Raw genomic sequence first — 13,521 nt, 5'->3', positions numbered from 1 at the left:
TACGTGTATATTCGAACAATAGGACTATACTGATCGCGATCACCTGTTGATCAACAGTAATGTACAACTTAAACCAACAACTTCCCGGCAGAGCAGCAAATTGCCCGCCCCGAAATTGCCATCATCTTTTAAGGACTTAATATGGCACGTAAAACTCCTATCGAGCGCTATCGCAACATCGGTATCTCAGCCCACATCGACGCCGGTAAAACAACCACTACCGAGCGTATTCTGTTCTACACCGGCGTCAGTCATAAGCTGGGTGAAGTGCATGATGGCGGCGCGACTACTGATTGGATGGCACAGGAGCAGGAACGTGGCATTACCATTACATCGGCTGCCGTGACCTGCTTCTGGAAAGGTATGGACAGAACCCTACCGGAGCACCGCATTAACATTATCGACACCCCAGGGCATGTGGATTTCACCATTGAGGTGGAACGCTCCATGCGGGTACTCGACGGTGCAGTCATGGTGTATGACGCAGTCGGTGGCGTACAGCCGCAGTCAGAAACTGTCTGGCGTCAGGCCAATAAATACCGTGTACCACGGTTGGCGTTCGTCAATAAAATGGACCGCCCAGGCGCTGATTTCTTCCGCGTACGGCAGATGATGATTGACCGCCTGAAAGCCAATCCGGTGCCGATTGTGATTCCAATCGGCAGTGAAGAGCACTTCACCGGCGTGGTGGATTTGCGGCTGATGCGCGCCATTATCTGGGACGAAGCTTCTCAGGGGATGACATTCAGTTATGAGCCAATCCCAGAAAATTTACTGGCGACGGCTAATGAATGGCGCGAGAAAATGGTCTCCGAGGCAGCAGAAGCCTCTGAGGCACTGATGACAGAATATCTGGAAACCGGCGACCTGACGGTGGATGAAATTACCCAAGGTCTGCGTATCCGCACCATTGCCGGTGAAATTCAGCCGATGATGTGCGGCAGTGCCTTCAAGAACAAAGGCGTGCAACGGATGTTGGATGCGGTGGTTGAACTGATGCCATCGCCGGTGGATATTCCACCGGTCAGTGGTACCGATGAAAACGGTAACGAAGTGAGCCGCAAGGCCGATGATAATGAAAAATTCTCGGCGCTGGCATTCAAATTGATGACCGACCCCTATGTGGGTCAGCTGACTTTCGTGCGGGTTTACTCCGGCGTGCTGAGCAAAGGCGACAGTGTTTATAACCCAATTCGGGGCAAGAAAGAGCGCATTGGCCGTATCGTGCAGATGCACGCCAATAACCGGATTGAAGTGGATGAAATTCGCGCCGGTGATATCGCCGCCTGTGTGGGCTTAAAGGATGTCACCACCGGGGAAACACTGTGTGACCCGGATGCCGTCATTACTCTGGTGCGCATGGAATTCCCTGAGCCGGTGATTTCGCAAGCCATTGAGCCGAAGACCAAGGCCGATCAGGAGAAAATGGGGTTGGCGCTACAGCGGCTGGCATCGGAAGATCCGTCGTTCCGTATCCGTACGGACGAAGAGTCCGGCCAGACCATTATCTCCGGCATGGGTGAATTGCATCTGGAGATCATTGTTGACCGTATGAAGCGCGAATTTGGTGTGGAAGCCAATATCGGTAAACCGCAGGTGACTTACCGCGAAACCGTGCGCAAAACCGTGACAGATGTCGAAGGCAAATTTGTCCGTCAGTCCGGTGGTAAAGGGCAATATGGCCATGTGGTCTTTACTCTGGAGCCGCAGGAGCCGGGCAGTGGCGTGGCCTTTGTTGATGCCACTAAAGGCGGCGTAGTTCCGCGTGAATTTATCGGGGCGGTAGAGAAAGGAGTGATCGAAGCCACTAATACCGGGGTTCTGGCCGGTTATCCGGTGGTGGATGTGAAAGTCACCTTGACGTTCGGTTCCTACCACGAAGTGGATTCATCCGAACTGGCGTTTAAAATGGCGGCCATCTTTGGCTTCAAAGAAGCGGCTAAGCGCGCGTCACCGGTGATTTTGGAACCGGTCATGAGTGTCGAGGTGGAAACTCCGGAAGAGTATGCCGGTAACGTGATGGGCGACCTTTCCTCTCGCCGTGGCCTGGTGCAAGGCATGGAAGAGATGATTGGTGGCGGGAAGATTATTCGGGCAGAAGTGCCGTTATCTGAAATGTTTGGCTACTCGACCGTGTTACGTTCCATGTCACAAGGCCGGGCGACCTACACGATGGAGTTCAAACACTACGCCGAAGCACCACGGAATGTTGCTGACGCGATTATCGCCGCGCGGGGAACCAAAAGCTAACCCGCTGAAATAAAACTATAAAGCCGCCAGTTGATTTTAGCTGGCGGCTTTTTTATTGAGCTTGATGCCAGGAGCCGTTAGATAGCTACCCGCCGACTAATCTCTACCACCTGATCACTGGGCAGATGATAGTAATTGGTGACATGAGTGCAGTTTCTGACCATAAACGCAAAGCTGCTGCGCTGCCATGACGCCAATCCATAACCATCCTCGCGCCCGACAATAGTTTCATGGCCCAAATAGTAGGTTACATCGTCAAGTTGGAATTGGCAGTTCATGCCGACAATACTCTGCAATAACTCGGGGATATGCGGCCGCTCCATAAAGCCGTATTGAGCAACACCGCGCCAATAATCCGCCGCCTGTTCAGTAATCACCAATCGCTCTGCCGGATCCACGCGAGGAACATTTAGAATATTAATGGTGAGAGATAGGACTTTCTGCTGTAAGGCGCGATTACGCGCGACATGCCAGCGCATGACCGGTGGAATATCATTCTGAGTCCGGGTAAGAAATACCGCAGAGCCCGGCACCCGAGGGATATTTTTCTCCCGGATTTTAGTAAAGAACTCATCGATACCCATCACCTTCTCGCTAATAGCTTGCGAGGTTGCTTTCACCCCACGGTGCCACACCAGCATCACCGTACAAACCACCGCCGCCAATAGCAGAGGAATATAACCGCCCTCCAGCACTTTAATCAGATTGGCGATAAGGAAGCTGGCGTCAATAACTAAAAATCCCCCAGCCACTAAAGCACTCGCCAATAAATTCCATCGCCATATTTTGCGCATCGCCACAAATAACAACCCGGAAGTCATTAGCATAGTGAGCGACACCGCAATACCGTAGGCAGCGGCAAGGTTCTCAGAGGATTTAAAGAATACCGCCAGACAGACCGTCACTATCATTAATAGCCAATTGATGGTGCCGATATAAATTTGCCCGTAGCTCTCGGCCGCCGTCTGTTTTATTCGCAAGCGGGGCAGCCATCCCAACTGAATTGCCTGCCGGGTCATAGAAAAAGCACCGGTAATAATCGCCTGACTGGCAATAATCGTGGCTAATGTTGCCAGAATAACCAGCGGGATTTGCATGATCGGTGGGCAGAGGCGGAAGAAAACATTATGTGTAATATCCGCGCCAGCCAAAATCAATGCAGATTGTCCGGCATAATTAAGCAATAAGCTGGGGAAGACTAAACCGAACCACGCCATCCAAATCGGCTTCTTACCAAAATGCCCCATATCAGCATATAAAGCCTCTGCCCCGGTGACGCAAAGGAAAACGCCGCCTAATACCAGAAAACTGGCAAAGCCATTAGAGAACAAAAAGTTGATGCCATAGTATGGGTTAATTGCCAGTAATACTGCTGGGTGCTGAATTACCCCCCAAATACCCAGTGCGGCAATAGCAAAAAACCACAGCGCCATTATTGGGCCAAAAACTTTACCTATTTTAGCGGTACCAAAAGGCTGAATAGCAAATAGTGCCACCAAAATAATGACCGTGGCTGGCAGGATATAAGGGTGTGCGGCAGGAAGAACAATGTTCAAACCTTCAAGGGCGGAAAGCACCGATATCGCCGGTGTAATAGCGCCGTCACCGTAAATTAGCGCGGCACCAAGCAAGGCAGAAAAAATAACCCACTTATTTCCCTTTCCCTTGCGCACCAGCAGTGACATCAGGGCCATAATGCCCCCTTCGCCATTATTATCAATGCGCATGGCAAACACGGCATATTTAACTGAAGTCACCAGAATCAGTGTCCAGATAATGAGCGATAACAGGCCTAAAATAACTGCCGGAGTCGGATTATTTCCTGATAACAATAGGACGGTTTTCAGCGTGTAGAGTGGACTGGTCCCAATATCACCGAACACCACGCCAAGCGCACCACCAGCCAGTATAATTCCCGGCGGCGATTTTTGAGCAGCTACCCCATTGGCAGCCAGTGCCATATTGTTCATGACAATATCCCTTTATCGGTTCACCCCGTTTTTGCACGGTGACTTGTTGACGTTCCTCTAAAACAATATAGACATAAACATATAAAAATGTAGTGCCATGCATGACTGCTAGCAGCATTAATGACGAATAAAATAAAGAGCGACTTAGAATGTTACCGGTGTATTCACCCACAGCACTTTCGCGGCTGACTCGCCAATATTACGGTAACCGTGCGGGACATTACTGGGGAAATAAAACGAATCGCCCACACTGAGGGTGTATGTCTCCTCACCGAGATACAGCGCAATTTCGCCCTCAAGGACATAGCCCATCTCCTCGCCATGATGTTCTATCTGCCCATCGCTGGCGACACCCGGCTCGATAATATGAATATTCCCCTGCAATAACCCTCCCTTATGATGGTGAGTCAGGTTTTCCAGCGCAATGCCCCCTTTTTTATTGCGATGGACAAAGCGCTTACGCACCCGCTGTTCGGGTTTCAGCACCGGTGAATCAGCGACCCAACTCTCAGCCATCAAATCTGAAATATTGGTTTCCAATGCACTGGCTAGCCGGTGCAACATGGCAAGTGAGGGGGACGCCACTTCATTTTCCAACTTGGACAATAAACTCTCTGAGCATCCCACTTTCAGTGCCAGCTGCTTTAGCGTGATGTCCTGCGCCAAACGAGCATGACGTAAACGCATCCCTAAATCAGATAAAACAAAACCGCCGTTATCGCCGTTTTTTTTCATAAATTGATATCTGCTGCTCAAAGAGACTCAAACGCCCGGCGTATCCATGCCGGGCAACATTTTGCTACAGGGCATGACTGGTGCATCATTCACATGGTCACTGCCCATTATTCCGTAACAGTAAAATGCACATCCTGCGGGTTACAACCATTGATTGGGACAATATCTTGCGGACAGGCCGACATCACGACAATAGAATCCAATTCAGCGCGGATCTCGACGTAGTCGCCAGCTTTGCTCACTGTCGGTAACCAGGAAATGGTGTAATCCGGATTTACTGGTGTATTCATCCACAAATTCAATGGTTGTGGCACTTCTTTAGCTCTCAATCCGATAGCATTCAGCGCCAGACGCATATTATCCGCACAGCTATCGTGATATTCAGTGATCCCCATATTGCTATAGCGATAAAGGTCGCAAGCTGCAATCAGGGTATCGTGTACGCCCGGCGAAGTATCGGTCAGTAATGTTCCGATGGCGCGGCGCTGATTAGTCACTAATGCATCACCCGGCTGAGGAATGATTTTATCAATAAATGCGCGAGTATGTTCCATTGATGAAAACTCACTCAGATCGGCACTATTGAATAACCAGGTATCACACACCTGACTACCGTGGGTATTGGTGATACGAATAACCTGCCCTTTGCTCAACCGCACTGCCCGGCCACAACGGGCAGGTACGGTATAGACTTCACCCAGTACCGGAGTGCCATCGGCAGAGATTGGCGAGGATAACGTGGCATTGGTGCCCAACGCGCTACCGTTGTCTTTTTCACAGCAAGCGGGATAAGTGTGGGTGCTCATGGTAACTCCTATGGGTTGATTTGCCAGTTCTGTCAGGCAACAGGCTAATGCCTTGGCGCCAAGGTACAGATACTGAGGGTCTGTATATTCAGCCGGGTTATGGCTGATGCCGTTATGGCTAGGAACAAAAAACATACTGGTAGGACAATGGCTGGCCAGATGCATCGCATCGTGAAATGCACCAGACGTTAGGGTTGCGGTCTCAATCTGTAGCGCCTGAGCGCAAGCATATTGTTGCGCCAGTAGTTCGCGATTAAATGCCACTGGCGCGTGGCTGAACAGGCATTCGACCACCACGTTACGCGCAGAAATTTGCTGCATCCAATCATCAAACTGCGCTAATACCACGGGGTCAGCATGACGGAAATCGAGGGTAAAAGTAGCGCGCCCGGCAATGGTATTAATGGCATTGGGCTCAATCTCCCAGCGGCCAAAAGTTAGGCGCAATTGATCCGCTGGCAGTGTGGCGCTCAGTTGCTCCAACTGATGTGCCGTTTGGCGCGCCAGCGACATCGCATCTTGGCGAGCCGCCATCGGGGTGGTACCGGCATGAGCGGACTGCCCCAAACACGTCACCTGATACCAGCGCACCCCTTGGATACCTTGCACCACAGCCAAAGGTTGGTTAGTTTGTTCCAGCACCGGCCCTTGCTCAATATGCAGTTCAACAAACGCCGCCATTGGCACAGTGGCACGGCGCGGCAACTGCGGAAAACGTTGATGACAGCCCGCCAGTGCCTGTGCCAGCGTCACTCCGTTAGCATCCTGATGATGTAAATAACCGGTCAGGCGCTGTGGCTGGACAAAAACGCTGGAACCCATGGCACCGGGAGAGAAACGGCTCCCCTCTTCGTTCATCCATACCGCCACTTCGATTGGGCGCAATGTACTGATGCCTGCCTGAGCCAATGCACTCAAACACTCCATACCGGCAATCACGCCATAGCAGCCATCAAGATTACCGCCGCACGGCTGAGTATCAATATGGCTGCCGGTAACCACCGGGGGTAAATCCTCACGACCGGCTCGACGGATAAACAGATTTGCACCATCGTCGGTCATCACTTCGCAGCCCAAGGTATAAGCCCAGTCAATTAACCAAGCTCTGGCATCTAATTCCTCACTGGATAGAGCCTGCCGATTAACGCCGCCATGCTCCAATGCCCCAAAACGGGCTAATTGAGCCAATTTATCCATTAATCGCTGTTGGCTGATATAACCGGCTAATTGTACCCCCGCAGAATTAAGCATGTCCGGCCTCCGGCTCATCCAGTTGCAGCGGGCGTTTAAACCACGGGGCCAGAAACGACCGCAAGCGCTCGGTTTGTGGCTGGCGGAATAACGTCGCGGGCGCGCCGGTTTCAATAATTGAACCTTCCGCCATAAACACCACGCGGGAGGATATTTTGGCGGCGAATGACATTTCGTGCGTCACCATCACCATAGTCATCCCGTCATTTGCCAGCACTTTAATCACATCCAACACCTCCTCTACCCGCTCAGGATCAAGGGCCGATGTCGGCTCATCCAGCAGCAGTAATTCCGGTTCCAGAGCCAAAGCTCTGGCAATACCCACCCGCTGCTGTTGACCGCCAGATAGTTTTGCCGGACGAGCGTCTGCTTTGTCTGACATCCCCACCTGCGCCAACGCCACTGCCGCTTTTTTACGTGCCGCATCGCGAGGCAGTTTTTTCCCCAGAATCAACGGCGCGCTGACATTTTCCAGCACCGTCATATGCGGCCACAGATTAAATTGCTGGAAAACCATCGCCAGCGGACGGCGTACTTCGGCAATTAATGCCGCGCTGTCGCGATGCTTCGGCTCTCGCCCGGCACTGCTATAACCCAATAATTGCCCCTTAATCAGCACTTCCCCTTCGTCATAGGCCTCAAGAAAATTCATGCAACGTAATGCCGTAGTTTTCCCTGAACCGGAGGGGCCGATTAAGGTGACAATTTCACCGGCATTCACCGTCAGATTTATCCCGCTAAGTACCCGATTGGCAGCAAAAAATTTGCCCAAGTTGCGTAATTCAATAATGGGTCCGGTACTCATGATGTTATCCCTCTATGGCCTGACGGCTGAGTATGCGCACACCGACACTAACCCCTTGCGCCAGCAGCCAATAACTGAGGATTAACAAGGTATAAGGCACAATGTAGGTATAGGTATTCGCGACTATCTGCCCCGTCGTCATGGTCAGTTCAGGCACCGTGATAATCGATGCCACGGCGCTCTCTTTAATGGTTAAAATAAATTGGTTACCCAGCAGCGGCAGACTAAAGCGCAAAGCTTGCGGGGTTTGGATGTACCAAAAGCTCTTCCAGGCTGAAATATCATGTACTTGAGCCGCTTCCAGTTGCCCAGACCCAATGCTTTTCCATGCCGTACGGAAGATTTCACCGAAATAGGCAGAGCTATAAATCGCCAGTGATAACACCGTGGCTTCGATGGCGCTTAGCGTGATGCCAATAGCCGGCAGGCCGAAATAGAACACCGCCAATTGGGCCAAATAAGGCGTGCCACGAATCAGCCATACATAAGTGCGCCACGGCCAGAACAACCAGCGGCTATTGCGGCATACCGCCTGTAACATGAACCCGGCGAAAGCCCCGATGACCGCTGCACTCATACTGATAGCCAGCGTGACACCCAATGCACGGGCAAAGTCCGGCAGATAAAGCAAAAAATCGTTCATCGGCTCTCCTTATGCCAGCGCCGTTCAACATAACTGCCTAGCAGAGCCAGCAGGCTGGTCAGCACTAAGTAAGACAAAGCAATCGCCACATACACTTCGAGTGGGCGGTAGGTTGCCGATGCCAGTTGCTGCCCTACCCGCATCAAATCGGTAATGGCAATCACCGACACCACCGCCGAGGCTTTAATTACATCAATTAATTCTGAAATTAGTGATGGCATAGTGATGCGCAGCACTTGAGGGATCTGGATATGCCACAGTGCCTGACGCGGGCTGAGCCCACACATGGCAGCGGCCTCCAACTGCCCCGGCGGAATGGCATTAAAGCCACTGCGTAAAATTTGCGATTGATAGGCGGCGGTATTGAGTGTCAGCGCCAACACCGCCGCCAGATAACCGGGCAGTGACAGCCCTAATTCTCCCGGCAGGTAAAAGCACAATAAAACCTGTGCCAGAACTGGGGTACCACGGAACAGACTGATATAGACACGGGCGAATCCTCGGCCCACTCGTGAGCGGCCGCTTTCCATCAGGTAGATAACCACGCCGATAAAAAAACCGGCAACTATGGCCACAATACACAGCGAAGCCGTTGTCAGCGCGCCATCTATCAACATCGGCAGCCAGGCCGTCAACAATTGGAAAAATTCCCCCATAATCAATCCTCTTACAAGCTTGGCGCAGGCATTTGGTCAGCCGGAACATCCATCACGAAACCGAACCATTTCTGCTGCAATGCTTTCATGGTGCCGTCACGGTTGGCTTCACTGATGCCGTCGCTGAACAGTTTTACCAAGCTTGCGCTGTCATCGCCCTTACGCCCGACCCAGCCAAAATAGGTGGTTGGCCCCAACATCGGTTTCAATGTGGTAAAGACTCCCGGACGGGTTTTGATTAATGGGCCCAGATTCGCCAGTGATTGGGCGACACCATCCAATCGTTTGTTCGCTAAATCGGCATAGGCTTCGTCGAAAGAGACATACTGTTTGATCTCTTTGATACCCGGTTTGCCGCTGGCTTTCAGTTTTTCATTGAACTCTTGCAGCACCTGAAGTTGACCAGAACCGGCTTGAGATCCCACCACTTTGCCACTCAAGTCATCTAAGATGCTGATAGAATTGTCGTTATCCCGTTTGAGTAGCGCGACGGTAGATTCAGCAATCGGGACGGTAAATGCAAAATGGTCCATGCGCTGTTTATTCACCGTCACCGCGGTGACGACAAAATCGAATTTCTTGGCATCAAGACCGGGCAATATGCCCTGGAATGGCAAATCAAGCTGCTTGACCTCAACACCCGGTAGGCTTTTCTGCAAAATATGATTCATTAAATCAACGTCATAGCCCACAATCTTGCCATTCTCTACCGACTCAAATGGCGCATAACGCGCTTCTGTGGCGATGGTTATCGCCTTATTGGCTTTAATACTGTCCAGCAAGTCTGCGCTATGCGCGGTCGCAGAAAATACGCTGGCAGCACACAGCATTGCCCAGCACAAAGGTATTGCTTGTTTACGTCGAGTCATGATTGCCGCCCATTTAAAGTAGTGTGAAGTGTATTCAAGTGACTTGAATGTAATGACATAAGCATGAACTATGCCAGTGGGCATAAAGTGAAAAAATAAATGGCGGGAAGTAACGTAACTATATGTAATTAAATTAGTATTTTTCTGTTATTGGTTGATGGCTAAAACTTGCAGGACAGCAAGGGAAGAGGAAAGTTATCGTTCAATACACACCCGGCGCACAGAAAAAGTGCAAATTTGCGTTTTTTCTGTGCATCACATGAGAATCCAAAACATTTCTGCTGCACCTCCTTTCCTGCTGAATATCTGGCGCAATATAAATAGAGATTATCCTTTTAAATTCAATAATCTTATCCAGATCGACATTTTGCGAACACAGTATTGAGTCGCCTCGCTATATAGTGTTTTATATATCGATTGTTATTCAATCACTCATCTGAATCAGGAGCAAACATGCTATTTAACAGGATGCGATTAGCTGTTTTAGCCACTCTTCTTACCGTCGCTGCATCAGCCAGTTATGCCGACCCGCTTCATCTGTATGCCGGAGCGGGCCTGCGTCTTCCGGTGGAAGATATCATTACGCAATTTGAAGCCAATACCGGGCACAAAGTTACCGTGGAGTATGGAGGTTCCGGCCAAATACTCACCCGTTACCAATTAACGAATGAGGGCGATCTTTTCTTGCCCGGCTCGGCTGATTATGTAGAAAAACTGAGTAAAGAGGGCAAAATCACGGCTTCTTACCCCTTGGTCCGGCATACCGCAGTCATGGCTGTTCGTCGCGATAAAGCCGGTGATATTAAGGATCTAGCCGATTTAGCCAACAGCCCGCTACGGTTGGGGATGGGAGATGCCAAAGCCATAGCACTGGGGGCCAGCGGAGAAAAAATGCTGGAAATGTCCGGCCATGGTGAACAGTTGCGTGCAAAAGTCATTGTGCGAGCCGCTACTATCAAACAGCTGCTGATGTACTTACTCAATGGTGATGTTGACGCTGCGGTGATTGGGCGCTCTGACGCGGTAAAAAATGCGCAAACATTAGTCATTTTACCAACTCCAGCGGGAGTACCGGAAGATGAAGTCACTATCGCCGTCCTGAAAACCAGCCATTCACCCGCAGCGGCCCAACAACTGGCTGACTATTTTGCGTCAGAGAAAGGAATTGCGACATTTACTGCTCACGGTTTCCTGCCACTGGTCAAGCAGGATAAAGCACTCTAGTGGTTAAGTTAACGCTGGTACCACTAGGATTATTATTGTCGCTGGTAATCGGTTCTCTTTGTGCACTGATTTTCCAACTTGATTTCCCAGTGTTGCTCTCGGTACTGAAAGATCCAGAGCTTCATTTTGCTCTTTTTCTCTCGCTAGCCACTGCATTTGTTTCATTATTGCTGTCATTAATTATTGGTATTCCAGCGGCATGGGCCATGGCGCGCATTCAATTTTCTGGTAAATATATCGCAAATATATTGCTGGATTTACCACTGGTAACTCCACCGCTGGTGGTGGGTATTGGTTTACTGTTACTACTTGGTCACCAAGGCCCGCTATCAGGTATTTTACCGCAGTTAACTTCAATGCTGTTTTCCCCAATCGGAGTGGTGATTGCGCAAACCTACGTCGCCATTATCTTTCGCACCGCCAATGCCGCATTTTTAGCAATAGATCCAGCGTATATCAGCACAGGACAAAATATGGGGTTAACCCCGCTGCAAACCCTTTGTCTGGTTGAAATTCCGCTCTGCTGGCAAGCATTACTGAGTGGGGCAATTCTGGCATTGGCGCGTGCCTTGGGTGAATTTGGTGCCACGCTGATGTTAGCTGGCGCCGTACGGCTCAAAACAGAAACTCTGCCCATCGCCATTTACTTGAATATTGCCAGTGGCGATTTCTCGTTGGCCATTGGTTGCGCACTGCTACTGATGCTGCTGGCTTGCGGGCTGCTGATAGCACTGCGCCTGTTTACCCGCAGAGATAAGGAAGATGGCTATGCTGCAAATTAATAATTTGAGCGCAGGCATTTTACAGGGGATTAATTTCCATGTTGCCAAAGGCAGTTTGACCGCGATTTGCGGCCCTTCCGGCTGTGGTAAAACGACCTTATTGAATGCTATTGCTGGCAATATTCCGGCCCAGGGTGAGCTTAAGATTGACCAGATATTAATGTCCAGCACACCCCCCTGGCTGCGGCCTTGTCGCTATCTAAACCAGCGCCTATATCTTTTCCCTTATCTCACACTGTCTGGCAATTTGCAGTTAGCCCAGTATGCCGCCGGGTTAAAGCGGGATACAAAACAGCGCATAGCATGGCTGGAGAAAATGGGTATTGCCCATTTAGCCCATCGCTACCCACGGCAAATTTCCGGTGGCGAGCAGCAACGAGCGGCTTTGGCGCGGGCCTTAATTTCACAACCCAAACTGTTGTTACTGGATGAGCCCTTCGCCAACCTTGACTGGCAGACCCGTCGGCATCTTTGGGACGTAATTCGCCAACTCCATACGGATGAGATTACTCTGCTGCTGGTCACCCATGAACCCCGCGAAGCAGAAGCACTGGCCGATCAGCGCTGGGTATTTTCTCAAGGACAATTGGTTTTACTTAAGGAGAATGGAGATGATTTATCTTTCTGATGCTGATTTAGATCGATTGCTATTGGAAGATATCCAATATGGCGACCTCACCACTCGCTCACTACATATTGGGCAGCAAGAGGGGCGCATGACCCTAACTCGCAAGCATGGAGGGACAGTCAGTGGTATTGAGGTTACACGTCGCCTATTACAACGCCTTGAGTTACAAGTAGAAAGTCATGTACAAGATGGTTCGGTGGTAGCGGAAGGAACACTGTTGCTCACCGCTGTGGGTAAAGCATCCCAGCTGCATCAAGGCTGGAAAGTGGCACAAAATATCCTTGAATGGTGCTGCGGTGTCGCCGATTACACCCACCAATTGTTAGTGGCAGGAAGAGCCTTCTCACCCACCTTGCAAGTTGCCTGTACCCGCAAAAGTATCCCTGGCACCAAGATGCTGGCGGTGGCGGCTATTTTGGATGGTGGCGGTTTGATCCATCGAGCCGGTACCGCCGAGACGATATTGCTCTTTGCCAATCATCGGCGCTTTTTGGCCCAACCGGATGACTGGGTCAGCCATGTGGCACTGCTCCGTAACAGTGCCCCAGAAAAAGCCATTGTCGTGGAAGCCGAGACTCCGGAAGAAGCGCTGGCTATCCTGCCGGCCCGGCCCGATATCATCCAATTGGATAAATTCAGCCCTGCGCAAATCAGCGCATTATTGCCACAGGCAAAAGCTTATGCACCTTTTTGCCATTTAGCAGCAACCGGTGGCGTGACAACAGCCAACATAGCGGAGTATGCCGCAACAGGAATTGATTTGGTGATTACATCCGCCCCTTACTACAGCCAACCCGCTGATATTAAAGTCCGGCTTTTCCCCAATAACTGACGGTTACCCGGCATAAAAAAACGGGGCAGAAATTTAGCCCCTCTTTTTATACTGTTATCCAGTTATGGCA

The 13,521-nt window shown here is 50.6% G+C and carries 12 protein-coding genes and 1 pseudogene; 5 read left to right on the top strand and 8 right to left on the bottom strand.

Annotation, left to right across the window (positions count from 1 at the left end; genetic code table 11):
- The first annotated feature begins 141 nt into the window (after positions 1-141).
- Positions 142-2,250, top strand: a complete 2,109-nt coding sequence (gene fusA / locus N0H69_RS04340) for an elongation factor G (protein WP_050121459.1) — start codon at positions 142-144, stop codon at positions 2,248-2,250.
- 77 nt (positions 2,251-2,327) lie between these two features.
- Here fusA and N0H69_RS04335 read toward each other — a convergent pair whose 3' ends face one another.
- From N0H69_RS04335 to N0H69_RS04305, 8 genes and pseudogenes are all read right to left on the bottom strand, one after another.
- Positions 2,328-4,211 carry a potassium transporter Kup gene (locus N0H69_RS04335; protein WP_050150479.1) on the bottom strand — a complete coding sequence of 628 codons (1,884 nt, stop codon included), beginning with the start codon at positions 4,209-4,211 and terminating at the stop codon, positions 2,328-2,330.
- A 153-nt stretch (positions 4,212-4,364) separates the two neighbouring features.
- Entirely contained in the window at positions 4,365-4,955 is a 591-nt protein-coding gene (locus N0H69_RS04330; protein ID WP_050106437.1) for a cupin domain-containing protein, read from the bottom strand.
- 107 nt (positions 4,956-5,062) lie between these two features.
- Positions 5,063-5,761, bottom strand: a complete 699-nt coding sequence (locus tag N0H69_RS22170; protein ID WP_050106438.1) for a DUF1989 domain-containing protein — start codon at positions 5,759-5,761, stop codon at positions 5,063-5,065.
- Positions 5,730-7,012: pseudogene (locus N0H69_RS04325) on the bottom strand (M20 family metallo-hydrolase). The gene N0H69_RS22170 and the pseudogene N0H69_RS04325 overlap by 32 nt, the downstream one beginning before the upstream one ends.
- Positions 7,005-7,820, bottom strand: a complete 816-nt coding sequence (locus tag N0H69_RS04320) for an amino acid ABC transporter ATP-binding protein (RefSeq protein WP_080994219.1) — start codon at positions 7,818-7,820, stop codon at positions 7,005-7,007. The pseudogene N0H69_RS04325 and the gene N0H69_RS04320 overlap by 8 nt, the downstream one beginning before the upstream one ends.
- Position 7,821: 1 nt before the next feature.
- The gene (locus tag N0H69_RS04315) at positions 7,822-8,460 is read right to left on the bottom strand and encodes an amino acid ABC transporter permease (RefSeq protein WP_050121463.1); all 639 of its coding nucleotides are present in this window, start codon (positions 8,458-8,460) and stop codon (positions 7,822-7,824) included.
- A complete protein-coding gene (locus tag N0H69_RS04310; protein WP_050106441.1) occupies positions 8,457-9,116 on the bottom strand; it encodes an amino acid ABC transporter permease in 660 nt (219 codons plus the stop codon). The genes N0H69_RS04315 and N0H69_RS04310 overlap by 4 nt, the downstream gene beginning before the upstream one ends.
- 11 nt (positions 9,117-9,127) lie before the next feature.
- On the bottom strand, positions 9,128-9,985 hold the full coding sequence (locus N0H69_RS04305; protein WP_050133139.1) for a transporter substrate-binding domain-containing protein: 858 nt from the start codon (positions 9,983-9,985) through the stop codon (positions 9,128-9,130).
- Between the two features lie 453 nt (positions 9,986-10,438).
- Here N0H69_RS04305 and modA point away from each other — a divergent pair, with 453 nt between their 5' ends.
- From modA to modD, 4 genes are read left to right on the top strand one after another with little or no spacing between them, the layout of a single operon-like run.
- Positions 10,439-11,209 (top strand): molybdate ABC transporter substrate-binding protein, encoded by a 771-nt coding sequence (gene modA / locus N0H69_RS04300; protein ID WP_253272106.1) that lies wholly within the window; start codon positions 10,439-10,441, stop codon positions 11,207-11,209.
- Positions 11,209-11,991, top strand: a complete 783-nt coding sequence (locus N0H69_RS04295) for an ABC transporter permease (protein ID WP_050150225.1) — start codon at positions 11,209-11,211, stop codon at positions 11,989-11,991. The genes modA and N0H69_RS04295 overlap by 1 nt, the downstream gene beginning before the upstream one ends.
- Complete coding sequence (locus N0H69_RS04290; RefSeq protein ID WP_050106444.1) at positions 11,978-12,619, top strand: ABC transporter ATP-binding protein; 642 nt, start codon at positions 11,978-11,980, stop codon at positions 12,617-12,619. Before N0H69_RS04295 ends, N0H69_RS04290 begins: the two co-directional genes overlap by 14 nt.
- Positions 12,603-13,451, top strand: coding sequence for a ModD protein (gene modD / locus N0H69_RS04285; protein ID WP_050150228.1), 849 nt, complete (start codon positions 12,603-12,605; stop codon positions 13,449-13,451). The genes N0H69_RS04290 and modD overlap by 17 nt, the downstream gene beginning before the upstream one ends.
- The last annotated feature ends 70 nt before the right edge of the window (positions 13,452-13,521 follow it).

The organism is Yersinia alsatica, assembly GCF_025133195.1.
Taxonomy (GTDB): Bacteria; Pseudomonadota; Gammaproteobacteria; order Enterobacterales; family Enterobacteriaceae; genus Yersinia; species Yersinia alsatica.
Note: the sequence above shows the minus strand (reverse complement) of the source record. Positions and strands in the feature narration are given on the sequence as shown.